Origin of the sequence: Paracoccus suum (assembly GCF_003324675.1) — a bacterium.
GTDB lineage: Bacteria > Pseudomonadota > Alphaproteobacteria > Rhodobacterales > Rhodobacteraceae > Paracoccus > Paracoccus suum.
The window spans coordinates 49,624-73,524 of sequence record NZ_CP030918.1; the positions used below are offsets into that span (position 1 = coordinate 49,624).

The 23,901-nt window shown below is 67.8% G+C and carries 21 protein-coding genes; 17 read left to right on the plus strand and 4 right to left on the minus strand.

Translation table 11 applies throughout. The annotated features are described in order from the left end of the window. Together DRW48_RS00215 and glpD are read right to left on the minus strand one after the other, a co-directional pair. Positions 1-1,086, minus strand: coding sequence for an ABC transporter ATP-binding protein (locus DRW48_RS00215; RefSeq protein WP_114074661.1), 1,086 nt, complete (start codon positions 1,084-1,086; stop codon positions 1-3). Further along, a complete protein-coding gene (gene glpD, locus DRW48_RS00220; RefSeq protein WP_114074662.1) occupies positions 1,083-2,642 on the minus strand; it encodes a glycerol-3-phosphate dehydrogenase in 1,560 nt (519 codons plus the stop codon). Before glpD ends, DRW48_RS00215 begins: the two co-directional genes overlap by 4 nt. Positions 2,643-2,772: 130 nt before the next feature. Between glpD and DRW48_RS00225 the strand changes: the two genes are divergently transcribed. The 14 genes from DRW48_RS00225 to phoB all read left to right on the plus strand — a co-directional run bounded on the left by DRW48_RS00225 (position 2,773) and on the right by phoB (position 16,019). Further along, positions 2,773-3,540: a DeoR/GlpR family DNA-binding transcription regulator gene (locus DRW48_RS00225; RefSeq protein ID WP_114074663.1), complete on the plus strand. Its 768-nt coding sequence runs from the start codon at positions 2,773-2,775 to the stop codon at positions 3,538-3,540. A gap of 99 nt (positions 3,541-3,639) precedes the next feature. Next, a complete protein-coding gene (locus DRW48_RS00230; protein WP_114074664.1) occupies positions 3,640-4,797 on the plus strand; it encodes a D-alanyl-D-alanine carboxypeptidase family protein in 1,158 nt (385 codons plus the stop codon). After that, positions 4,794-5,516, plus strand: coding sequence for a dTMP kinase (tmk, locus tag DRW48_RS00235; RefSeq protein ID WP_241963310.1), 723 nt, complete (start codon positions 4,794-4,796; stop codon positions 5,514-5,516). The genes DRW48_RS00230 and tmk overlap by 4 nt, the downstream gene beginning before the upstream one ends. 1 nt (position 5,517) lies before the next feature. Continuing rightward, positions 5,518-6,636: a DNA polymerase III subunit delta' gene (locus tag DRW48_RS00240; RefSeq protein ID WP_114077245.1), complete on the plus strand. Its 1,119-nt coding sequence runs from the start codon at positions 5,518-5,520 to the stop codon at positions 6,634-6,636. Beyond that, a complete protein-coding gene (locus DRW48_RS00245; RefSeq protein ID WP_114074665.1) occupies positions 6,633-7,433 on the plus strand; it encodes a TatD family hydrolase in 801 nt (266 codons plus the stop codon). The genes DRW48_RS00240 and DRW48_RS00245 overlap by 4 nt, the downstream gene beginning before the upstream one ends. After that, positions 7,430-8,236 carry an MBL fold metallo-hydrolase gene (locus tag DRW48_RS00250; protein ID WP_114074666.1) on the plus strand — a complete coding sequence of 269 codons (807 nt, stop codon included), beginning with the start codon at positions 7,430-7,432 and terminating at the stop codon, positions 8,234-8,236. Before DRW48_RS00245 ends, DRW48_RS00250 begins: the two co-directional genes overlap by 4 nt. After that, positions 8,236-9,180 (plus strand): AEC family transporter, encoded by a 945-nt coding sequence (locus DRW48_RS00255; protein WP_114074667.1) that lies wholly within the window; start codon positions 8,236-8,238, stop codon positions 9,178-9,180. The genes DRW48_RS00250 and DRW48_RS00255 overlap by 1 nt, the downstream gene beginning before the upstream one ends. A 23-nt stretch (positions 9,181-9,203) precedes the next feature. Then, positions 9,204-9,704 carry a TspO/MBR family protein gene (locus DRW48_RS00260; RefSeq protein ID WP_114074668.1) on the plus strand — a complete coding sequence of 167 codons (501 nt, stop codon included), beginning with the start codon at positions 9,204-9,206 and terminating at the stop codon, positions 9,702-9,704. A gap of 125 nt (positions 9,705-9,829) precedes the next feature. Then, complete coding sequence (locus tag DRW48_RS00265; protein ID WP_114074669.1) at positions 9,830-10,864, plus strand: substrate-binding domain-containing protein; 1,035 nt, start codon at positions 9,830-9,832, stop codon at positions 10,862-10,864. A gap of 84 nt (positions 10,865-10,948) precedes the next feature. After that, positions 10,949-12,394: a phosphate ABC transporter permease subunit PstC gene (gene pstC, locus DRW48_RS00270; RefSeq protein WP_114074670.1), complete on the plus strand. Its 1,446-nt coding sequence runs from the start codon at positions 10,949-10,951 to the stop codon at positions 12,392-12,394. Next, complete coding sequence (pstA, locus tag DRW48_RS00275) at positions 12,391-13,761, plus strand: phosphate ABC transporter permease PstA (RefSeq protein ID WP_114074671.1); 1,371 nt, start codon at positions 12,391-12,393, stop codon at positions 13,759-13,761. The genes pstC and pstA overlap by 4 nt, the downstream gene beginning before the upstream one ends. Positions 13,762-13,781: 20 nt before the next feature. Further along, the gene (gene pstB, locus DRW48_RS00280; RefSeq protein WP_114077246.1) at positions 13,782-14,585 is read left to right on the plus strand and encodes a phosphate ABC transporter ATP-binding protein PstB; all 804 of its coding nucleotides are present in this window, start codon (positions 13,782-13,784) and stop codon (positions 14,583-14,585) included. An 18-nt stretch (positions 14,586-14,603) separates the two neighbouring features. Then, positions 14,604-15,326: a phosphate signaling complex protein PhoU gene (gene phoU, locus DRW48_RS00285; RefSeq protein WP_114074672.1), complete on the plus strand. Its 723-nt coding sequence runs from the start codon at positions 14,604-14,606 to the stop codon at positions 15,324-15,326. A 3-nt stretch (positions 15,327-15,329) separates the two neighbouring features. Beyond that, positions 15,330-16,019 (plus strand): phosphate regulon transcriptional regulator PhoB, encoded by a 690-nt coding sequence (gene phoB / locus DRW48_RS00290; protein ID WP_114074673.1) that lies wholly within the window; start codon positions 15,330-15,332, stop codon positions 16,017-16,019. 31 nt (positions 16,020-16,050) lie between these two features. Here the strand turns inward: phoB and DRW48_RS00295 are convergent, their stop codons facing one another. Next, on the minus strand, positions 16,051-17,313 hold the full coding sequence (locus tag DRW48_RS00295; protein ID WP_114074674.1) for a glycerate kinase type-2 family protein: 1,263 nt from the start codon (positions 17,311-17,313) through the stop codon (positions 16,051-16,053). Further along, a complete protein-coding gene (locus DRW48_RS00300) occupies positions 17,310-18,359 on the minus strand; it encodes a glycosyltransferase (protein ID WP_162784646.1) in 1,050 nt (349 codons plus the stop codon). Before DRW48_RS00300 ends, DRW48_RS00295 begins: the two co-directional genes overlap by 4 nt. A gap of 151 nt (positions 18,360-18,510) precedes the next feature. Between DRW48_RS00300 and DRW48_RS00305 the strand changes: the two genes are divergently transcribed. From DRW48_RS00305 to DRW48_RS00315, 3 genes are read left to right on the plus strand one after another with little or no spacing between them, the layout of a single operon-like run. Further along, the gene (locus DRW48_RS00305) at positions 18,511-19,107 is read left to right on the plus strand and encodes an ImuA family protein (RefSeq protein WP_241963311.1); all 597 of its coding nucleotides are present in this window, start codon (positions 18,511-18,513) and stop codon (positions 19,105-19,107) included. Continuing rightward, positions 19,034-20,524 (plus strand): Y-family DNA polymerase, encoded by a 1,491-nt coding sequence (locus DRW48_RS00310; protein ID WP_114074676.1) that lies wholly within the window; start codon positions 19,034-19,036, stop codon positions 20,522-20,524. Before DRW48_RS00305 ends, DRW48_RS00310 begins: the two co-directional genes overlap by 74 nt. Beyond that, positions 20,521-23,889 carry an error-prone DNA polymerase gene (locus DRW48_RS00315; protein ID WP_114074677.1) on the plus strand — a complete coding sequence of 1,123 codons (3,369 nt, stop codon included), beginning with the start codon at positions 20,521-20,523 and terminating at the stop codon, positions 23,887-23,889. The genes DRW48_RS00310 and DRW48_RS00315 overlap by 4 nt, the downstream gene beginning before the upstream one ends. Positions 23,890-23,901 lie beyond the last annotated feature (12 nt).

The window sequence follows — 23,901 nt, forward strand, 5'->3', positions numbered from 1 at the left end:
TTACGCCGCCTCCGCATAGGGGGCCGGACGGGCGAGGGCGCCGTTTTCGCCGAAGAGATACACATGGGCCGGGTCGAGCGAGACGGTCAGCGCCGTCCCCGGCTCGGCCTGGCGCACGCCCTCGACCAGCGCGATCCAGTGATCGGGCGTGGCGCTGTCGGGATCATGGGTCATGTGCACGAAGGTTTCGGCCCCCGTGACTTCGCGCGCCTCCGCCCGGGCGGCAAAGGCCAGCGCGCCCGGCCGCGCGCCCAGCGACAGATGCGCGGGGCGAAAGCCGGCGCGGTAGTTGCCGTCGGCCAGCCCGGGGACCGGCCAGACCTGATTGTCCAGATGCGCCTGCCCCGCCGCGACCTGGACCTGCGCGAAGTTCATCGGCGGGTCGGAAAAGACGCGCGCCGTGATGGCATCGCCTGGCTGGCGATAGACCTGCGGCGTGGGACCGAACTGGGTCACGCGCCCCTCCCAGAGGGTCGCGGTGTTGCCACCCAGCAGCAGCGCCTCCTCCGGCTCGGTCGTGGCATAGACGAAGATCGCCCCCGATTCTTCGAAGATGCGCGGGATCTCGGCCCGCAATTCTTCGCGCAGCTTGTAATCGAGGTTGGCCAGCGGCTCGTCCAGCAGGACAAGGCCGGCGCCCTTGACCAGCGCGCGGGCCAGCGCGGTGCGCTGCTGCTGGCCGCCCGACAACTCCAGCGGGCGGCGCTGCAGCATGGGCGTCAGGCGCATCATTTCGGCCGTGCGGCGTACGCGGGCATCGATCTCGGCGCGGGGCACGCCCTGCACCTGCAGGGGCGACGCGATGTTGTCGTAAACGCTCATCGAGGGGTAGTTGATGAACTGCTGGTAGACCATCGCCACCTTGCGCTCCTGCACCCGCTGGCCGGTCACGTCAGCGCCGTTCCACAGGACGCGCCCGGCGCTGGGCACATCAAGGCCCGCCATCAGCCGCATCAGCGTCGTCTTGCCCGCCAGCGTCGGGCCAAGCAGGACGTTCATGCTGCCCGCGGCAAGCGACAGGTCGGTGGGATGAATCCAGGTCTCGCCGCCGACTACCTTGCTGACACCTTGCAGGTCCAGGGTCATGCCGCGACCCTCGCTTCGGCCATGTAGTCGTCGATGGCGGCGATCTGCGCCTCGCTCAGCCGCAGACCCAGCTTCGAGCGGCGCCACACCGCGTCTTCGGCGGTGCGGGCCCATTCGCGGCTCATCATCCAGCGCAACTCGGCCTCGGTCAGGGTGGCGCCGAAATCGCGGCCGAGGTCGGCGGGGGTTTTCGCTCCGTCCAGCATCGCTGCTGCCTCGGTGCCATAGGCGCGCACGAGGCGCAGGGCCCAGCCGCCCGTCAGGAATGGATAAGCGGCGCGCAGCGCCTCGACCTGCGCCGGCACGCCGTCCACCGGAAAGTCGCCGCCCGGCAGCGGCGCGTTGGCGGTCCAGTCGCCCGCTAGCCCCGGCAAATGCGGCGCCAGCTTGGCCATCGCCGATTCCGCCAGCCGGCGATAGGTAGTGATCTTGCCGCCGAACACATTCAGGCAGGGCGCCCCGGCTTCATCCACCGACAGCGTGTAATCGCGCGTCGCGGCGGTCGCCGATTTCGCCCCGTCATCGTAAAGCGGCCGGACACCCGCGAAAGTTCGTACCACGTCCGCTGCGCTCAGCGGCCGGCGGAAATAGTTCGAGGCGAAGGACAGCAGGTAGTCACGCTCGGCCTCGGTGCAGTAAACATCCGACGGGGCAGCGTGGTGATCGACATCGGTGGTGCCGACAAGCGTGAAATCCCCTTCATAGGGGATCGCAAAGATGATCCGCCCGTCGGCGCCTTGGAAGAAATAGGCCTTGTCGTGATCGAACAGGCGGCGCGTGACGATATGGCTGCCGCGCACCAGCCGCACATTCTCGGTCGAGGGCAGATCGGCGATGTCGTGGATCACGTCGCCGACCCAGGGACCAGCGGCGTTGACCAGCATCCGCGCTGTAAAGCTGCGCCCGTCGGCAAGGCGGATGCGCCATAGATCGCCCTCGCGCACGGCCCTGGTGACGCGGGCGCGGGTCATGATGTCAGCTCCGCGCGCGGCGGCGTCGCGGGCGTTCAGCACCACCAACCGGGCGTCATCGACCCAGCAATCGCTGTATTCATAAGCCCAGCGCAGCCGGCCCTGCAGCGGCGCCCCCTCGGGCGTGCCGGGCAGGGCGTAGCTGGTCGTCCCCCGCAGGATCGTCCGCGCGCCGAGATTGTCGTAGAGAAACAGCCCCGCGCGGATCATCAGGTTCGGACGGTGACCGCGTTGCCAGGGCATGATGGTCTGCATGATGCGCGAGACCGGGGTCTGGCTCTCGAACCGCATCTGCGGATCCAGAGGCAGCACAAAGCGCATCGGTCGGGCAATGTGCGGCATGGCGCGCAGCAGCACCTCGCGCTCGCGCAATGCCTCGCGCACCAGTCGCAGTTCGAGAAATTCGAGGTAGCGCAGACCGCCGTGGAACAGCTTGGTCGACGCGCTGCTTGTCGCGCCCGCCAGGTCGCTCTGCTCAGCCAGTCTCACGCTGAGGCCCCTGCCGGCGGCGTCGCGCGCGATGCCGCAGCCGTTTATGCCGCCGCCGATAACGAACAGGTCGGTGGTCTCTGCTGCCTCCCGCACGGTGCCCCGCCATCTTCACAAATCTGTGCAGAGCGAAGCGCCTTGCGCGCGCTTTGTCAAAGGAGATCTTCGTTTACCACGCGTAAATGTTCGGTTGACAGGCGGCGGGATCGTCTTTCCACATGCCGGCATGAACTTCAGCCTTCGACAGGTGCAGATTCTCGAACTGATCCGCTCGACCGGGCGGGTCGCCGTGGAAGAGCTTGCGGTCCGCTTTGACGTTACCTTGCAGACCATCCGCCGCGATCTGGGCGAGTTGGCCGACGCCGGGATGCTGGACCGGGTGCATGGAGGCGCGGTTCTGCGCGGCGGCGCGCTGAACATCGGCTATGACGAGCGTCGCCAGACCGCGGCCGAGGCGAAGGCTGCGATCGGCGCCGCCTGCGCCGCCCTGATCGCCGACAACACCTCGCTGATCGTGAACCTCGGCACCACGACCGAGGCGGTGGCCCGCGCCCTGACGCAGCATCGCAACCTGACCGTGATCACCAACAACATGAATGTCGCCAATATTTTGGCCCCGAACGAGACCTGCGAGGTGATCGTCTCGGGCGGGACGCTACGGCGGAGCGACGGCGGGCTTGTGGGTGATCTAACCAGCGATTTCATGGGTCGCTTCAAGGTCGATTGCGCCATCATCGGCACCTCGGCACTGGACGATGATGGCGATCTGCTGGATTTCGACATGGCTGAAGTCCGGGTCAGCCAGGCCATCCTGCGCCAGGCGCGCCGTGCGGTCCTGGTGGCGGATCACAGCAAGCTCCAGCGCCGCGCGCCGATGCGCATCGCTTCGCTGGCGGACCTCGACCTGGTGGTGACCGACCGCGCCCTGCCCGCCCCGCTGACCGAGCGATGCCGGACCTGGGGCACCGAGGTCGTGGTGGCCGGGGCGGTCTGATCGGTCCGTCGGCGCGGAACCATCTGGGCCGGCCATCGCGTTGCGCGCGCCGGACGGTTTGGTGTATTCCTGCCGCGAACCGGCAAGGACCCTATTCCCATGCGCCTGATCCAGCGTCTGCTCGCCCCGCTCGCCGCGATGATCGCCATGTCCGGCGCAGCGGCGGCCTTTGACACGACCGCCCGCGCGGCCTGGGTCTATGATGTCGCGACGGGTACCGTGCTGATGGAAAAGAACGCCGACGAGTCGCTGCCGCCGGCGTCGATGTCCAAGCTGATGACCGTCTACATGCTGTTTCAAGCGCTGAAGGACGGCCGGGTGCAGATGGACACGCAGCTGCCGGTCTCGACCAAGGCCCGGCAGATGAAGGGCTCCACCATGTTCCTGGACGAGCAGGACCGCCCGACCGTCGCCGAGCTAATCAAGGGCATCATCGTCCTGTCGGGCAACGATGCCTGCGTCGTGGTCGCCGAAGGGTTGGCCGGGACCGAGGCCGCCTTTGCCCGGCGCATGAACGAGCAGGCCGCGAAGCTGGGCCTGACCGCCTCGCATTTTGCCAACGCCTCCGGCTGGCCTGACCCCGAGCACCGCATGTCGGCGCATGACCTGGGCATCGTCGCGGCGCATCTGGTGAATGATTTCCCCGAGCTCTACAAGAATTTCGGGATCGCCGAATACGCCTATGACAACCGTGCGCCCTCTAACCGCTTCAACCGCAACCCCTTGCTGAAGCTTGGGATCGGGGCCGACGGCCTCAAGACCGGTCACACGCAGGAGGCCGGTTATGGCCTCGTCGGAAGCGCGGTGCAGGAAGGTCGGCGGGTGATCTTTGTGCTGAACGGCCTCGCCTCGGAAAAGGCGCGCGCCGAGGAATCCGAACGGATCGTCAACTGGGCGTTCCGCGAGTTTTCCATGCAGACGGTCGTGCCCAAGGGCGAGGCGGTCACCCAGGCGCCGGTCTGGCTGGGGAAGCCCGGCAAGGTGGCCCTGACCACGGCCGAGGGCGTGCGCGTGCTGATCCCCGCAGGCTCCGAAGGGACGATCAAGGCCGAGGCGGTCTATGATGGTCCGCTGCAGGCGCCGTTGGCGGCCGGCCAGAAGATTGGCGAGCTGATCGTCACCATTCCCGGTGGTCCGGAATCGCGCACCCCCCTGCTGGCCGCGACGGACGTGGCCGAGGCGGGCTTCATGGGCCGCATGCAGGCCGCGGCGACCCGGCTGGGGCTGCGCGCGTGGCAGACGGCGCAAGGCAGTTGAGCCTGCCGCGCCGCACCCCGCCGGGCGGCTTTTTCATCAGCTTCGAGGGCATTGACGGCTGCGGCAAGTCGACCCAGGCCCGCGTGCTGGCTGATACCCTGCGCGGCGAGGGCCGTGAGGTTACCCTCACGCGCGAGCCGGGCGGCTCGCCCGGGGCCGAGGAAATCCGCCAGTTGCTGGTCGCGGGCCGCGGCGATCGCTGGTCGCCCCACACCGACCTGTTGTTATTCAACGCCGCGCGGCGCGATCACCTGGAGCGCACCATCGTACCCGCGCTGCAGGCGGGCCATGTCGTGATCAGCGACCGCTTTGTCGATTCCACGCGGGTATATCAGGGACTCTCGGGAAATCTGCCGGCCGAAGTCGTTGATGGGCTGCATGAGCTGATGATCGGCATCGAACCCGACCGAACCTTCGTGATCGATCTCGATCCAGCCCTGTCTCTGGGCAGGACAGGCCTGCGCGCCGCTGCCGCAGCGGCGGGGCTGGCAGCGCAGGCGGCGATTGCCGGCGATGCGCCGCTGGCTGTCGCCGCTGCCGCCGCCGCGCAGACTCACGCCGCCGATGAAAACCGCTTCGAGGGCCTCGGCCTCTCGTTCCAGCAGCGGCTGCGCCAGGGGTTTCACGACCTGGCCGCCCGATACCCGGACCGCATCCGCCTGATCGACGGTGCGGGCGAACCGGCTACCGTCGCCGCGCGCGTCCGCGCGGCGCTCTGATATGGCGCGAGCCCCCCAGACCGACGAGCCGCCGCCCGAACCGGACCGCGTCCCCGGCGCGCCGCATCCGCGCGAGGCGGCCCGGGTCATCGGCCATGACGTCGCCATCACCGAGTTCACCGAGGCGGCGCGCAGCGGGCGGCTGCACCACGCCTGGATGCTGACCGGGCCGCGCGGGGTCGGCAAGGCGACCCTGGCCTGGTCGGCCGCGCGCTGGCTGCTTGCCGGCCAGCCCTCGGCTGATCTGACAGTCGCGCCGGACGATCCAGCCGCGCGCCGTATTGCCGCGCTGTCCGAGCCGAGCCTGCAGTTGGTGCGGCGTCCATGGGACGACAAGGCCGGCCGCCTGAAGGCCGAGATCACGGTCGACGAAGTGCGGCGCCTGCTCGGCTTTTTCCACATGAGTGCCGCCGGCGGCGGACGGCGCGTCGCGATCGTGGACGCCGCAGACGAGATGAACACCGCCGCCGCCAACGCCCTGCTGAAGATGCTGGAGGAGCCGCCGCGCGATGCCGTGATCTTTCTGATCGCGCATCAGCCGGCGCGGCTGCTGCCGACCATCCGCTCGCGCTGCCGGACGCTGCGGCTCGCCCCGCTGGAGCCGGGCGACATGGCGGAGGTGCTGGGCGGCTTGGATGCCCCCGGCGATCCTCTGCAACTGGCGGCGCTGTCGGCTGGCAGCGCTGGCGAGGCGATGCGGCTCACCGGGCAGGACGGGCTGGAGGTCTACCAGCAGGTCGTCGACGTCATGGCCAGCCTGCCGCGGATGGACCGCCCCGCCGCCGCGCGCCTAGCCGAGCGCGCCGGCGGCCGCGCGGGTGCCGAGGGCGACCCGTTCGATCTGGTGGTCACGCTGCTCGACCTGTTCCTGTCGCGCACCGCACGCGCCGGGTTGCTCGGGCCGCCGCTGCCGGAGGCGGCACGCGGCGAGGGCGAGTTGCTCGCGCGCCTCGCGCCCGACCCCGCCGCCGCGCGCGGCTGGGCCGCGGCGCAGGCGCAGCTTTCGGCCCGCGCCCGCGCCGGCCGGGCGGTCAATCTTGACCCTGCGGCGCTGGTCATGGATATGCTGACCACGCTCGCGCAGCTTCCTGCCGCGCATGGATTGCAAGGCCCCGCATGACCTCGCCAAAGACGCCGTTGCCGGCGCTGGTGGACAGCCATTGCCACCTCGATTTTCCGGATTTTCAGGGCGAGTTGCCGGGACTGATCGCCCGGGCCCGCGCCGCTGGCGTCACCCGCATGGTAACCATCTGCACCCGCCTTGGCAGCGAGCCTTCCGTGCGCGCCATCGCCGAAGCGCATGAGGGCGTGTTCTACGCCGCCGGCACCCACCCGATGCAGGTCGCGGAAGAGCCGATGGCCACAGTCGAGGCGCTGACCGCGCTGGCCGACCATCCCAAGTTTGTCGGCATCGGCGAGACCGGCCTTGATTATCACTACACTGCCGAAAGCGCGGACGTGCAGCAGGAAAGCCTGCGCCTGCATATCGAGGCGGCGCGCCGCACCCGCCTGCCGCTGATCATCCATGCCCGCGACGCCGATGACGACATGGCCCGCATTCTGGCAGAGGAACATGCCGCGGGGGCCTACAGCTGCGTCATGCATTGCTTTTCCAGCGGCCCCCGGCTGGCACGAACGGCGCTGGACCTTGGGTTCTACCTTTCGGCCTCCGGCATCGCCGCTTTTCCCCGGTCCGAGGAGTTGCGCGAGATTTTTGCCGCGGCGCCGCTCGACCGCATCCTGGTGGAGACCGACGCCCCCTACCTCGCCCCGCCGCCGCATCGCGGGCGGCGGAACGAGCCTGCCTATGCCGCGCTGACGGCGCAGTGGGTGGCGCGGCTGTGGGACCTCGATTACCCGGCCTTCGCGGCCGCAACCTCGGCCAATTTCGACCGGCTGTTCTGGAAGGCAGCATGATCCGGGCGACGATCCTCGGCTGCGGATCGTCGGGCGGGGTGCCGCGGATCGGCGGCCACTGGGGCGCATGCGATCCGTCCAACCCCCGGAACCGCCGCCGCCGCTGTGCGCTGCTGCTCGAACGCCCGACGCCCGAAGGCACGACCACGGTGCTGATCGACACCGGCCCCGATTTCGTCGCGCAGATGCTGGATGCCGATGTCTCGCAGATCGATGCCGTCCTGTGGACGCATCCCCATGCCGACCACATCCACGGTATCGACGATCTGCGCCAGTTGGCGCTGAACGCCCGCGCCCTGATCGAGGGCTGGGCCGACACGCACACCGCCGCGGTGCTGACCCGGCGCTTTGGCTATATCTTTGAAACACCCCCCGGCTCGTCCTATCCCCCGGTGGCGCGGCTGAACCTGATCGACGGGCCGGTCACCATTACCGGCGGGGGTGGCGATCTGACCTTTGCGTCCTTCAGTGTCAGCCATGGTGATATTGCGGCGCTCGGCTTTCGCGTCACCGGCGATGACCCGCGTGGGCTGGTCTATCTGCCCGATGTGCTGGAAATCCCCGATGAAGCATGGCCGCTGATCGACGGGGCCGAGGTCTTTGTCTGCGACGCCCTGCGCTACACCCCGCACCCAAGCCACGCGAACCTCGACCTCGCACTGGAATGGATTGCGCGGTCGCGGGCCGAGCGCGGGGTGCTGACCAACATGCACATCGACCTCGATTACGACCGCCTGCTGGCGGAGACGCCGGCCAACGTCATCCCGGCCCATGATGGCATGGTCATCGAGGTCGCGGGCTGATGGCCGGCCTCTTTTCCGTCGTCCTGCCGGTCTTTCTGGTGCTGGGCTTTGGCTACCTGGTGGCCTGGCGCGGGTGGATGGGCGCGGACGCGGTCGATGCGGTCATGCGCTTTGCCCAGAACTTTGCCCTGCCGGTGCTGGTATTTCAGTCGATGGCTAGGCTGGACATCGGCCATGGTTTCGATCTGGCGCTGCTGGCCGCGTTCTACGCCGGCGCCTTCGTCAGCTTTTTCGCCGGCTGGGCCGGGGGCCGCTGGCTCTTTCGCCGCAGCCCCGAGGATTGCGTCGCCATCGGCTTTATCTGCCTGTTCTCGAATTCGCTGCTGCTGGGCCTGCCCCTGACCGAGCGTGCCTACGGCCCCGATTCGCTGGCAGGCAACTATGCCATCATCGCCATCCACTCGCCGCTGATGTACACTTTCGGTATCACCTTCATGGAATTCACGCGCGCCCGCGGCATGCGCCTGTCGGTCAGCCGCGTCGCGTGGCGCGCGCTCAGCGGGGTGCTGCGCACGCCGCTGGTGATGGGCATCATCGCCGGGCTGGCGGTGAACCTGCTGATCCAGGCTGGGCTGGTCCTGCCGCAGGGCGTCTGGGACGCGGCCGCGATGATGGCGCGAGCGGCCATTCCGGCGGCGCTGTTCGGCCTCGGGGGGGTACTGGTGCGCTATCGCCCGGCCGGGGACGCGGGCGCCATTGCGATGTGCTGCCTGTGCGTTCTGGTGCTGCACCCGGCGGTGACCTATGGCCTCGGCCGGACCTTCGGGCTGGACGCGCCGGCCATGCGCTCGGCGGTGGTCACCGCGGCCATGCCGCCGGGCGTGAACGCCTATCTGTTCGCCGCAATGTATGGCAGTGCCCAGCGGGTCGCCGCCTCGACCGTGCTGATCGCGACACTGGCGGCGGTGCTGACGGCCTGGGCGTGGCTGTCCATCCTGCCTTAGGGCCATAGAAGAAAGAGATTCCCATGCCCGGCACCTCGACCCTGCTGCCCGCGCTCGCCTGGTGGAAACGCGCTCTGATCGCGGTGGGACCGGTGCTGTTCGCCTCGCTGCTGGGGCAACTGGCGACCTACCCCAACATCGGCACATGGTATGCCGGGCTGGCCAAACCTACTTTCAACCCGCCGAACTGGGTCTTTGCGCCGGTCTGGACGACGATCTACCTGCTGATGGCATTTGCGGTCTGGCGCATCCTGCGCGCGCCCGCGGACGAGGCGCAGCGCTGGCGCGCCTTGGGGTTGTTCCTTGTGACCCTGGCGGTCAATGCCGCCTGGTCTTGGATGTTCTTTGCCGCGCATAGCCCAGCGCTGGGATTGGTGAACATCATCCCGCAACTGGCACTGATCGCGCTGACCAACACCCGCTTTCGCCGCATCGACCCGATTGCCGGGGCGGCGCTGCTGCCGCTGCTGCTGTGGGTCGGCTACGCCACGCTACTGAACCTGGCGATATGGCGGCTGAACTGACCGGCGGAGTGCCGCTGCTTGTCATGCAAACGTCACATTCATGACATCAATCTGACTCACGCTGTCACTAACTGCTGCACCCGAGGCTGAACTAAGCCCGAAGCTGCCACGAGGAGTCGTTGCCGATGCAGTCCTTCAATTTTGCCGTATCCGCCCTTGCCGTGATCGCCGCGACCGCGCTGCCGGCCGCCGCGCGCGACCAGGTCCAGGTCGCGGGCTCGTCCACCGTGCTGCCCTATGCCACCATCGTGGCCGAGGCGTTCGCCGAAAACATGACCGATTTCAAAGCGCCGGTCGTCCAGGGCGGCGGCTCCGGCGCCGGTCTGAAACAGTTCTGCGAAGGCGTGGGCGAGAACACCCTCGACATCGCGAACGCCTCGCGCGCCATCAAGGACGCCGAGCGTGAAACCTGCGCCAAGAACGGCGTGACCGACATCATGGAAGTCCGGATCGGCTATGACGGGATCGTCTTTGCGACCGACACCTCCAGCGGCGATTTCAAGCTGACCCCCAAGGACGTGTTCCTGGCGCTGGGCAAGGACGTCGTCGCCGACGGCAAGCTGGCCCCGAACGCCTCGGCCAGCTGGAAAGACGTCAACGCCGAGCTGCCCGACCAGCCGATTCTGGCCTTCATCCCCGGCACCAAGCACGGCACCCGCGAAGTGTTCGAGGAAAAGGTCCTGATCGAGGGCTGCAAGGAAGCCGGCGCGATGGAGGCGCTCGCCGCGGCCAATGGCGGCGACGAGAAGAAAGCCGAAGAGGCCTGCAAGGCCATCCGCACCGACGGGAAGTCGGTCGACATCGACGGCGACTACACCGAGACCCTCGCCCGCCTCGCCAGCAGCAAGCAAGCGGTTGGCGTGTTCGGACTGTCGTTCTACGAGAACAACACCGACAAGCTCAAAGTCGCGACGATGAACGGCGTCGTGCCCTCGACCGAGACCATCGCCTCGGGCGAGTACCCGGTCTCGCGCCCGTTGTTCTTCTACGTCAAGAAGCAGCACATCGGTGTCATTCCGGGCATCAAGGAATACGCCGAATTCTTCGTCTCGGATGAAATGGCTGGCCCGGGCGGCCCGCTGGCCGACTACGGCCTGGTTCCGGACCCCAAGCTGGCCGACACGCAAAAGGCCGTGGCTGACGAAGTGACCATGAAGTAATGCCCCACCGGGCGGGGCCGCCCTGACCCCGCCCGGACCTCTTCGCCCGACTGCCGCCATGCCCCCTCTCCTGAAGTGAACCTCATGTCCATGTCCTGGAGCGTTCTTGTCGTCCTTGCGCTCGGCTGCCTTGGCTATGTTCTGGGCCGGCGCCGCGCCGTGGCCAGCGCCGGCGGCGATTCGCGCATCCTGCATTCGCGTCCGATCTATTACGGCTGGAACGTCGCGCTGTTCACCGTGGTCCCCGCGCTGGCGGTCATGATCTTCTGGGCGCTGGCCCAGCCGCTGGTGGTGAACGCCGTCCTCGCCAGCCACATCCCCACGGCCGAACGCGAGGCCTCGCCGACCATGGTCGGCGACGTCCAGCGCGCCGCCGGGACCATCAGCCGCGCCGTACGCGCCCACGCCATTACCGAGACCGAGGCCCGGGCCCTGACCCCCGAGGACACGCCGACCCTGAACCGCATGAAGGACGCCGGCTTTGCGACGCTGGCGCCCGCGCCGGTCATGGACGCAGCCAAGAGCCTGCGCGCGACCAACGCCAAGGCGCGCGGGGTTCTGGCCGCGCTGGCGCTGGCACTGGCTGCAGGCGGCCTTGCACTCTCGCTGTCGCGCACCAATCCGCAATATCGCGCCCGCAACGTGGTCGAGGGCGCGGTCCGCGGCGCGCTGATCCTGTGCTCGCTCATCGCCATCGCGACCACCATCGGCATCGTGCTGTCGCTAGTCTTCGAATCGGCCCACTTCTTCCGCATCTATCCCTGGCAAGACTTCCTGTTCGGCACCGAATGGACACCCAGCTTTGGCGGCGGCTCCAAGCTGGGCATGCTGCCGCTGCTCTGGGGCACGCTCTACATCTCGCTGATCGCACTGCTGGTCGCGGTGCCGATCGGTCTTTTCGGCGCGATCTACCTGTCGGAATACGCCAGCAACCGCCTGCGCACCTGGGTCAAGCCGATGATCGAGATCCTCGCCGGCATCCCGACCATCGTCTATGGCCTCTTCGCGCTGACCATCGTCGGCCCGTTGCTGCGCGACTGGATCGCCCGGCCGCTGGGCGCCGGCGACAGCGGCAGCTCGGTGCTGACCGCGGGCCTGGTGATGGGGGTCATGCTGATCCCGTTCGTCAGCTCGCTCTCCGATGACATCATCAGCGCCGTGCCGCAATCGCTGCGCGACGGCAGCCTCGGCCTCGGCTCGACCCGGTCCGAGACGATCCGCAAGGTCGTCATGCCCGCAGCCCTGCCCGGGATCGTCGGCGCGGTGCTGCTGGCCGCCAGCCGTGCGATCGGCGAGACCATGATCGTAGTCCTAGGCGCAGGGGCGATGGCGCAGATCAGCGGCAACCCGTTCGAGGCGATGACCACGATCACCGTCAAGATCGTCGGTCAGCTGACCGGTGACAACGACTTTGCCAGCCCCGAAACACTCGTCGCTTTTGCGCTGGGGCTGACGCTCTTCGTCATCACCCTCAGCCTGAACATCATCGCCCTCGTCATCGTCCGCAAATACCGGGAGCAGTACGAATGACCGATGTGACCGGACCCCGCCCCGCCTTTGACGCCGGCCGTCCTGCCGTGCCGCAGCGCCGCTCGCTGCTGACGGCCGACCAGCGCACCCGCCGGCGCAACGCGGCCGAGACGCGGTTTCGCGCCTATGGCATGGCCGCGATCCTGGCCGCCATTGCGGCGCTTGCTTTCCTGCTGTTCACCATCATCCGCGACGGTGCGCCCGCCTTTACCCAGACCTATGCCCGCATTCCGGTCACCATCGACGCTGCCGTGGTCGATCCCAAGGGCAACCGCGATCCCGCCGAGATGCAAAAGGTGCTGACCACCAGCTATCGCAAGCTGCTCGAGGCCTCGCTGACGGCCTATGTCGCGGACAAGGGCATCGCCATCGAGGGGCTGAAGCCGCAGGACCTCAAGACCTTCTTTTCCGACCAAGCGCAGGCCGACCTGCGCGCCCAGGTGCTCGCCGACCCCAACCTGATCGGCACCCAGATCGACGAGTTTGCCTTGACCTCCTCGCGCATCGACGGCATCTTCAAGGGCCGCGTCACCGAGGAAAGCGCAGCCCGCGACGCCAAGACCTCGGTCGCGCAGGTCGAGCTGGCGCGCAACCTCGCCGCCAGCGGCGCCCTGGTCACGCGGTTCAACTGGGACTTTATCACCAAGCCCGACGCCTCGGAAAACCGGGCCGAGGCCGCGGGCCTTGGGGTCGCGATCATCGGCAGCGCCTACATGATGCTGATCGTCCTGGTGCTGGCGCTGCCGATCGGCGTCGCGGCGTCGATCTACCTCGAGGAATTCGCGCCCAAGAACCGGTTCACCGACCTGATCGAGGTGAACATCGCCAACCTCGCGGCAGTGCCGTCCATCGTCTACGGCATCCTCGGGCTGGCGGCGTTCATCAACTTCGTCGGGCTGCCGCAGTCGGCACCCATCGTCGGCGGCCTGGTGCTGACGCTGATGACGCTGCCGACGATCATCATCGCCACCCGCGCCGCGCTGAAGGCGGTGCCGCCCTCGATCCGCGATGCGGCGCTGGGCGTTGGGGCCAGCCGGATGCAGACCGTGTTCCACCATGTCTTGCCGCTGGCCATGCCGGGCGTTCTGACCGGCACCATCATCGGCCTTGCGCATGCGCTGGGCGAGACAGCGCCCCTGCTGCTGATCGGCATGGTCGCCTTTGTGCGCGACTACCCCTCGGCCCCGCCCGAGGGCCTGTTCGAGCCGGCGGCAGCCCTGCCGGTGCAGATCTACAACTGGACCCGGCGTGCCGACCCTGCGTTCTTTGAACGGGCGTCCGGTGCGATCATTGTACTGCTGGTGTTCATGCTGGCCATGAACCTGGTGGCGATCTATCTGCGCCGCAAATTCGAACGGCGGTGGTGATGCTGATGGAGACGAAATCTATGGAAGACCTCCACCTCGCCCGGCGCGCGCTGGACACCGACGCCCAGGAAATCAAGGTCCAGGCACGGAACGTTCAGGTCTGGTACGGCACCAAGCAGGCGATCCGCGATGTCGACATCGACATTCTGGACCGCACCGTGACCTCGTTCATCGGGCCGTCGGGCTGTGGCAAGTCCACCTTCCTGCGCTGTATCAACCGGATGAACGACACCGTCGCCAGCGCCCGGATCGAGGGCCGCATCACCCTCGACGGCGAGGATATCTACGACCGCCGCGTCGACCCGGTGCAGCTGCGCGCCCGAATCGGGATGGTATTCCAGAAGCCGAACCCCTTCCCCAAGTCGATCTATGACAACGTCGCCTATGGTCCGCGCATCCACGGCCTCGTCCGTAACCGAGCTGAGACGGACGCCATCGTCGAGCAGGCCCTGCGCGGAGCCGCGCTGTGGGACGAGGTCAAGGACCGCTTGGGCGAGAGCGGAACCGGCCTTTCGGGCGGTCAGCAACAGCGCCTGTGCATCGCCCGCGCCGTCGCCACCCAGCCCGAGGTGCTGCTGATGGACGAGCCGTGCAGTGCGCTGGACCCCATCGCCACCGGCCAGGTCGAGGAACTGATCGACCGCCTGCGCGAGACATTCTCGGTGGTGATCGTCACCCACTCGATGCAGCAGGCAGCGCGGGTCAGCCAGAAGACCGCCTTCTTTCACCTCGGCAACCTGGTGGAATACGGAGATACCGACGAGATCTTCACCAAGCCGCGCGATCCGCGCACCGAATCCTACATCAGCGGCAAGATCGGCTGAGCCCGGGGGGGAAACGTCATGAACAGCGAACGCCATATCGTATCGGCCTTTGACCGCGACCTGGAGACGGTGCAGGCCCTGGTGGTCAAGATGGGCGGCATGGTCGAAGCCGCGATCACCGACGCCGCCACCGCACTGGAGCGCCGCGACGAGGAACTGGCCGAAGACGTGCGCCGCCGCGACCGGGCCATCGACGAGCTTGAAGCACAGATCAACCACGAGGCCGCACGGCTGATCGCCCTGCGCGCACCGCAGGCGACCGACCTGCGTACCGCGCTGACGGTCATCAAGATCGCCGCCTCGCTGGAACGGGTGGGCGATTACGCCAAGAACATCGCGAAGCGCAGCCACGTCCTGATCGACATGCCCCAGATCGAGGGTTCGGGTGCGGCGCTGCGGCGCATGTCGCTGGTGGTCGAGGGGATGCTGAAGGACGCGCTCGACGCGTTCATCCAACGCGACGAGGGGCTGGCGGCCGATGTCCGCGCCCGCGATGTCGAGGTCGACCAGATGTACAACGCGCTGTTCCGGTCCTTCCTGACCTACATGATGGAAGACCCGCGCAACATCACCGCCTGCATGCACCTGCATTTCATCACAAAGAACATCGAGCGGATGGGCGATCACGCGACCTCGATCGCCGAGCAGGTGATCTATCTGGTCACCGGCGCGATGCCCGAGGAGGCCCGGCCCAAGACCGACAGCGTCGTGCGCCCGGTCACGACCGAGAGAGAGGACTGAGCCATGGCCCCCCAGCAACCCTGCGTGCTGGTCGTCGAGGACGAGAACGCGCAGCGTGAAGTCCTGAAATACAACCTCGAAGCCGAGGGCTTTGGCGTCGTGCTGGCCGAGAACGGCGACGAGGCGCTGCTGCTGGTGCGCGAGGAAAATCCCGACCTGATCGTGCTGGACTGGATGCTGCCCAATGTCTCGGGGATCGAGGTCTGCCGCCGGATCAAGGCCGATCCCGGCACTCGCGCGATCCCGATCGTCATGCTGTCGGCACGCGGCGACGAGGGCGACCGTGTCCGCGGCCTTGAGACCGGGGCGGACGATTATGTCGTAAAGCCCTATTCGGTGGTCGAGTTGATGGCCCGCCTGCGCACCCAGCTGCGTCGCACCCGCCCCGCGACCATGGGCGAGCGCCTGATCTTTGACGACATCATCCTCGATGCGGGCGAGCACCGCGTGTTCCGTGACGGCCAGCCTCTGCACCTTGGCCCGACAGAGTTCCGGCTGCTGTCCACCCTTATGGAAAAGCCGGGCCGCGTCTGGACGCGCGAGCAGTTGCTGGACCGGGTCTGGGGCCGCGATATCTATGTCGACACCCGCACCATCGACGTGCATGTCGGCCGCCTGCGCAAAGCGCTGATGACCCACGGCGGCACCAACCCGGTGCGCACGGTGCGCGGGACTGGCTACGCGCTGGGCTAGCTGAGGGTAAGCCCCAGCCCGACTGGCGCCATCACCGTATCAGGATCGCGCGGAAGTCGTTGACGTTGGTGCCCGTTGGTCCGGGATTGAACAGGTCCCCCAGTGCTTCGAAAGCCGCATAGGCATCGTGCGCGGCCAGCAACGCTGGACCATCGATACCTTGGCGACGCAACCGCGCGGCCGTATCGCCTGCGGCAAAGCCCCCGGCATTCGCCTCTGATCCATCGATGCCGTCGGTGTCAGCAGCCAAAGCTGCCAGGGGCAAGCCGTCAGCGGTCAAGGCGAATGCCAGCAAGAACTCGGTATTTCGGCCGCCACGTCCGGAGGGCCCGCGCAAGGTGACGGTTGTCTCGCCGCCCGACAGGATGACGACGGGCCGCTGGAACGGGCGGTTCCGCAACGCAACCTCTCGTGCGATTGCGGCATGAACACGGCCGACCTCGCGCGCCTCGCCCTCAATGGCGTCGGACAGGATCACCGCGGGAACGCCCAGTGCCTCGGACCGGGCGGACGCCGCCTCGAGCGAGGCGCGGGCCGAGGCGATGACCCGCACCTCGTTGCGTGCAAAGACCGGATCGTCCGGCTGAGGTGCCGGCTCCGCCTCGCCCGCCAGCCATTCCGCCACGCGCGGCGGCAGGGCGATGCGCCAGCTTTCAACCAGTGCACGCGCTGCCGCCCGGTCCGACCGGTCCGGCACCGTCGGACCGGAGGCGACCTGCGCCGGGTCATCACCCGGCACATCCGACACGATCAGGCTGACCACCCGTGCCGGATGACACGCCGCCGCCAGCCGCCCGCCCTTGATTCTCGAGACCTGCTTGCGAATCGCGTTCATGACCGAGATCGGCGCCCCGCTGGCGAGCAGCGCCCGGCCTAGCGCCGCCTCGTCCTCCAGCGTCAGATCGCCCGGCGGGCAGGGCAGCAGGGCCGAGCCACCGCCGCAAATCAGCGCGACCACCAGATCGTCCGGCCCGAGACCGCGCACCGCGGTGAACAGCGCGGCACTGGCCGCCAAGCCCTCGGCGTCGGGCACCGGATGCGCCGCCTCCATCACGCGGATCTGCCGGGTCGGGCACCCCTGACCGTGGCGCGTGACCACGACACCCTCCAGCGGCCCGTCCCACAGCGCCTCGAACGCCGCGGCCAGTTGGGCCGCGCCCTTGCCGGCGCCGATCACGACCGTGCGGCCCTTGGGCCGGGGCGGCAGATGCGCTGCCAGGATTTGCGCCGGGTCTGCCGCGGCAACGGCCGCCTCGAACAGTTGGGTCAGAAATGCGCGGTCGTCCGGTGTCATTCCCCGCCCCCGGTCATGCTGCGCTGCGTGTCCACCAACGCCGCGCGGCGCCGGGCCGCCGCCGTGGGATCGGCCGGCACGCGGTAGATCGAGGTCGCGCGCGGCACCCGGACAAAATCTCCCTGCCCGGCCATGCGCCGCCACAGGTCCCAATCCTCGAGCAGATCGAGCGCCGGATCCATGCCGCCGCAGGCCGCATAGGCGGTGCTCCGGAACAGCACCGACTGGATCGGCAGAAAGTTCATCCGCGCCAGTCTGCGATGAGAAAAGGGCAGCACCTGATGGGGATGGCGGATATAAGCAATCTCGGTCGCGGTGCCGTCTGCGGCGATGTCGGTCGGCACCTCCCAGGCGAGGCTGTAGGCGGCGGGGGCGTCCGACGCGGCATCCAGCGCAGGAGCAAGGGTCGCGACGTGGTGCGGCAGCAGCAGGTCGTCATCATCGAGGAACATCACCAGCGGCGCGTTCGTGGCCTCGACACCTGCATTGGCCGCCGCGCTGCGCCCGCTGCGCGGCAAGGCCAGAAAACGAAGCACCGTGTCGTATTCGCGCTGAACCCGTCCGCAAAGGGGCGCCATGCTGTCGCCGCCGTCCTGCACAATGATGTGCTCGATCCCGGCAGCGGTCTGGTTCAGCACCGAGGCGATGGCCTGTGCCAGCAGTTCCGGACGTGTCCCCATGGTACGGGTGACGATGCTGACGCGCGGGGTGGCGGCGGACTCCGCGCCCGCCGGCCACATGCGGCGACCGTCCATGGCGCGCAGCGTCACCGGATCGACGCTGTCCCATTCTGCCATGTTCCGCACCCTGCGCCAGTCTGGTGGCGGCCCGTCCTGCCGGTCGCGGTACTGCGCGATGTGCCACGGCTGGAACAGTACTGCCGGCCGCTCTGCCGTCTGCCGACGCGCCGCCGCCAACATTCGCGCGGGCTCGGGCGCCGGCGGCAGGGGGCCAAGCTGGCGCATGCGGTCGGCAAGGCCGGCCACACCCTCGGCAGCCAGAACCTGCGCGGTGCGGCGCAACATGCGAAGGGGATGGCGGCTCATGGGGTCAGGCTCGTGAGGGCGGTCAGGCTGTGGTGGCATATCTTGCAGCCGGGTGCACTCCGCCTTGCGGCGCAGCCGCGGATAGCGCGCAAGGTCGTGTGACTTGCGGCCATCGCGGCCAGACGACAGTTTGCAGCCGATGAAGGAATCGATGACGGGGATGCCAGTAGACCCTGCTGGCGCGGATCGGCTCGCCTTGCGGGCGCGGCGCGTTCACGAGGCCGAGGGCGGCGGCCGGCGGGCCTTTGCCCTATTCCAGGCGGCGCGCCACGCGGGGCCGCTGGTCTGGATCCTGCCCGCCCATGTCCCCGAGATGCCGATGCTGCGTGGCCTGCCCGCGGGGGTCGGCGAGCGGCTGCAAATCCTGCGGCCCCCGGGCGAGATCGACCTTTTGTGGTGCACCGAGGAGGCGCTGCGCGCCGCCCCCGTCAGCCTCGTCATCGCCGAGCCGGAAAAACCCATGTCACTGACAGCAGGACGGCGGCTGCAGCTGGCGGCCGAGGCCGGGGGAACCACCGGCCTCGTCCTGATTCACCAGGGGGCGGGTAGCAACGCCAGTGAAACTCGCTGGATGTGCGAGCCGCTGCGCAGCCCGGCAGCGGACTCGACTCTGCATCGATGGGCCCTTAAAAAGAACAAAAAGGGAACATTAGGAAGCTGGGTTTTGGACTGGGATGGCTCGTCGGCTGCTTTCCATATGGTTTCCGAGACTGGCGAGCGACACGAGTCTGCGCGCAAGACCCCTTGAGGGGCCGTTTGCCCTGACCCATCGCGCGAGCAATGCCGACCATCTGCACTGCCTCAACCCGCCGGCCTCGGCGCGGGGACTGTCGCGAGGGATGTCCCTGGCGGACGCCCGCGCCATCTGCCCCGACCTCGCCACCCGCCCGGCGGATCTGGCGCGCGAGGCGGCGGCCCTTGCCAGCCTGCGCCGCTGGGCGGGGCGTTATACGCCGATGGTCGCAAATGACGGCGCCGACGGGTTGATGGCCGACATCACCGGCGTCGCCCATCTGTTCGGGGGCGAGGCCGAGTTGCGCGATGACCTGCAAGCCCGGCTGGATCGCGCGGGCCTGCACGCCGTCAGCGCCATTGCCGAAACCCGCGGCGCGGCCCATGCCCTCGCCCGGCACGGCGGCGGGATCGTTGCCATCGGGCAATTGGCCCAAGGCATCGGCCCACTGCCGATAGCGGCATTGCGGGTCGATCATGACACCGCCGGCTCGCTGGCGCGGGTTGGGCTGCTGCGAATTGCCGATCTGGCCGCCCTGCCCCGCGCGCCCCTCGCCCGGCGATTTGGGCAGGGGCTGGTGCTACGTCTCGACCAGGCGCTCGGCAACCAGCCCGAGCCCGTGGCGGCAGAGCCCGACCCACCGCATTTCGGGGTACGGATGACATTGCCCGAACCCATCGGCCTGCAGGCGGATGTCATGGCGGGCCTGCAGCGCCTGCTGGAACGGCTTTGCGCCAAGCTGGCGACACACCACATGGGCGCGCGCCGCATCCGGCTGGAGTTGCGGCGCGTGGACCGCGGCACCGCCCGGATCGAGATTGGCCTGGCCCGCCCGATGCGCGACCCGGTGCGCATCGCGGCCCTGTTCACCAAGGCCGTCGACAAGGTCGATTCCGGCTTTGGCATCGACGCCCTGCGCCTCAGCGCACCGCTGGTCGAGGGGCTTGCCCCCGAGCAGGTGGGCGGCGGTTCCGCGCCCGGGCCCGAGGATGTCCTGGCCGACCTGCTGTCCTCGCTCGGCAACCGGATCGGCTTTGACCGAGTCCTGCGCCTGCTGCCGGCCGAGAGCCTGATCCCCGAGCGCAGCTTTATCCTTGCCCCGGCGGCCTATGCGGCAGCGGAGCCTTCGCCTTGTCGGGTCGGGCCTGCCCGCCCGATCACGTTGTTTCCCCCAGAGCCGGCGATGGCCGTCAGTGGTGAGCCGCCCGACCGTTTTCGTTGGCGCCGCATGGGCTTCACCACCCTGCGGGCGACGGGACCCGAGCGTATCACCCCCGAATGGTGGTTCGACGATCCCGCCTGGCGGTCCGGCCTGCGCGATTACTGGCGGATCGAGACCAACGAGGGGCCACGCCTGTGGCTGTTCGCGACCCCTCAGGCCGATGCCACAGCCGGCCATCCCAACTGGTATGTGCAGGGGGAATTCGCATGAACGCCCAAGCCCCCTTCCGCCCCTATGCCGAGCTTTGCACCACGTCGAACTTTACCTTCCTGACGGGGGCCTCCCACCCGGAGGAGCTGCTGACCCGCGCGGCAGAACTTGGCCTTGCCGCCATCGCCATCACCGACCGCAACTCGGTCGCCGGGGTGGTGCGCGCCTATTCCGCGCTGAAGGAGCTTGTCCGGTTGCGGGACGAGGCACTGGCGACGGAGGATGCTGCCCAGAATGGCCCGACGATACGCTCGCGCCGGGTTACCGATCATTCCAGCCGCCAGACGGTCCCGCACTTCACGGGCGAGACCGGGGCGCCTTCGCTGCCGGAGGCGGCGCTGCCGAAATTGATCATCGGCAGCCGGTTGGTGCTGATGGACAGCGCGGTCGAATGGCTCGCCCTGCCCATCGATCTGCCCGCATGGTCCCGCCTGACGCGGCTGTTGTCGCTGGGCAAGCGGCGTGCGCCCAAAGGGGAATGCCACCTGCAACAGGCCGACCTGATCGAGTTTGGCGCGGGAATGATCCTGATCGCCCTGCCGCCCGATCCTCTGGATGGCAATGCCACGACAACACGCGACCCCTTGCAAGCCATTGCCAGGGCATTCCCCGCTCACTGCTTTCTGGGCGCGGCGCCGCGCTATGATGGTCGCGACCAACGCCGCCTCGATCATCTGGCGCGGCTGGCCGAGGCGGTCGGCCTACCAATGGTCGCGGTTGGCGACGTGCTGATGCATCGCGCCGACCGCCGGCCACTGGCGGATGTTCTGACCTGCCTGCGCGAGCGGCTGACCATCGACAGCATCGGCGCGCAGCGGCTGGCCAACAGCGAGCGCCGCCTGAAATCGGGGGCAGAGATTGCGCGCATCTTTCACAGATATCCCGCCGCAATTCACCGCACGCTGGAGATTGCGGATCGGTGCGCCTTCCGCCTCAGTGATCTGAAATACCAGTATCCCGAGGAAAACCAGGAGGGAGAGCCCGCGCAAAAGCGGTTGGAGCGGCTGACCTATGAGGGCCTCGGCTGGCGCTATCCCGCCGGACTACCGCCCAGGATCGTCGAACGGGTGGAAAAGGAGCTGACCCTGATCGGCGAGATGAATTATGCGCCCTATTTCCTGACAGTGCACGATATCGTCCGCTTTGCCCGGTCCGAAGGGATCCTTTGCCAAGGCCGCGGATCGGCCGCCAATTCGGTGGTTTGCTATCTGCTGGGCATTACCGAGGTGCCCCCAGAAAGCATCACGCTGATTTTCGAGCGCTTCATTTCCAAGGAACGCGGCGAGCCGCCCGATATCGACGTCGATTTCGAACATCAGCGCCGCGAGGAGGTGATCCAGTGGATCTATCGCCGTTATGGCCGCGAGCGCGCGGGCCTGACGGCGACCGTGATCCATTTCCGATCCCGCGCCGCCATTCGCGAGGTCGGCAAGGTCATGGGCCTGTCTCAGGATGTCATCGCGCGGCTGTCGGGGCAGATCTGGGGCTGGTCCTCCTCACCACCGGACGAGCGGCAGTTGCGGGATGCGGGGCTGTCCCAGGTCGACCGGCGCGTGCAACTGGCCGTGCGCCTGATCGGCGAGATCATCGGTTTTCCGCGGCATCTGTCCCAGCATGTCGGGGGGTTTGTCATAACGCAGGGTCGCCTCGACGAGTTGTGCCCGATCGAGAATGCGGCGATGGAGGATCGCACCATCATCGAATGGGACAAGGATGATATCGATGCCCTCGGATTGCTGAAGGTCGATGTTCTGGGTCTTGGGATGCTGACGGCAATCCGAAAGTCATTCTCGCTTTTGTCCCAGCATTACAGCCGCGATTTGAATCTTGCGAATGTTCCGGCCGAAGACCCGGTGATTTATGACATGCTGTGCCGGGCCGATGCGATCGGCGTCTTTCAGGTCGAGAGCCGGGCGCAGTTGAATTTCCTGCCCCGGATGCGGCCGCGCGCCCTTTATGATCTGGTCTGCGAGGTTGCGATCGTCCGTCCCGGTCCGATCCAGGGCGGCATGGTCCATCCCTTCATCAACCGGCGCATGGGGCTTGAGACGGTCGAGGACCTTGGCCCCGCCATGATGGAGGTCCTGGGTCGCACTTATGGCGTGCCGCTGTTTCAGGAACAGGCCATGCAGATCGCCGTGGTCGCCGCCGGCTTTACTCCGTCCGAGGCCGACCGCCTGCGTCGCAGCCTCGCCACGTTCAAGCGAATGGGCACGATCGGATCCTTTCGCGATCGCTTTGTCTCGGGCATGCTCGAGCGCGGCTATAACGCCGATTTCGCAATGCGCTGCTTTGCCCAGATCGAGGGCTTTGGCTCGTACGGCTTTCCTGAAAGCCATGCCGCCAGCTTTGCCCGGCTGGTTTATATTTCCGCCTGGCTGAAGTGCCATTACCAGGCCGTCTTTACCTGCGCCCTGCTCAACAGCCAGCCGATGGGATTCTATGCCCCGGCGCAATTGGTCCGCGATGCAAGGGAACATGGCGTCGAGGTGCGCGGGGTTTCCGTCAACCATTCGCATTGGGATTGCACGCTCGAGCCCGCGTCGGATGGCACATTGGCATTACGGCTGGGGTTTCGGCAGGTTAAGGGAATGCGCGAGGAGGACGCCGATTGGATCGTCGCGGCCCGGGCGAACGGCTATCCCGATGTCGAAAGCATCTGGCGCCGGGCCGGCATCCCTCCCCGCGTTCTCGAACAGCTGGCCGAAGCGGACGCCTTTGCCCCCCTCGATATCCCCCGGCGGCAGGCGATCTGGGCCGCCAAGGCACTGACCGCCCCCGCGCCGCTGCCGCTGTTCGGGGCCGATACCGAGGTCGAGAACGAGCCGCAGGTTCACCTGCCGAAAATGACGCTCGGCCAGGAGGTGCTGGAGGATTACATCTCGCTGCGACTGTCCCTGCGGGCGCATCCGATGGAGTTGCTGCGCGCCAACCTGCCCGAAAGCCTGCCGAACATCGGCCTGACCAAAGCGGCCGGCCGCGTGACCCTGACCGGCCTGGTCATTACCCGCCAGCGTCCGGGAACGGCCTCCGGGGTCATTTTCCTGACGCTGGAGGACGACACGGGCACGGCAAACATCGTTGTCTGGAGAAGGGTTTACGAGGAGTTCCGCAAGGCGGTAATCACCGGTCGCCTGGTGCGGGTGACAGGCCGGATAGAACGCAATGGCCCCATCCTGCATGTGATCGCCGAACGGGTCGAGGATGTCTCGGCCCTGCTATCCTTGCTGGGCCGACCCTTGGCGCCCCCTCCGCCAGCCGCTCCGCAAGGGCAGGCCAACCTGCCCGCAGCGCGGGTCAGATCGACCGCCGCCCACCCGCGAGAGCAGGCGAAAAAGCTGTTTCCCAGCCGTGATTTCCACTGACGCGGGGGCGCG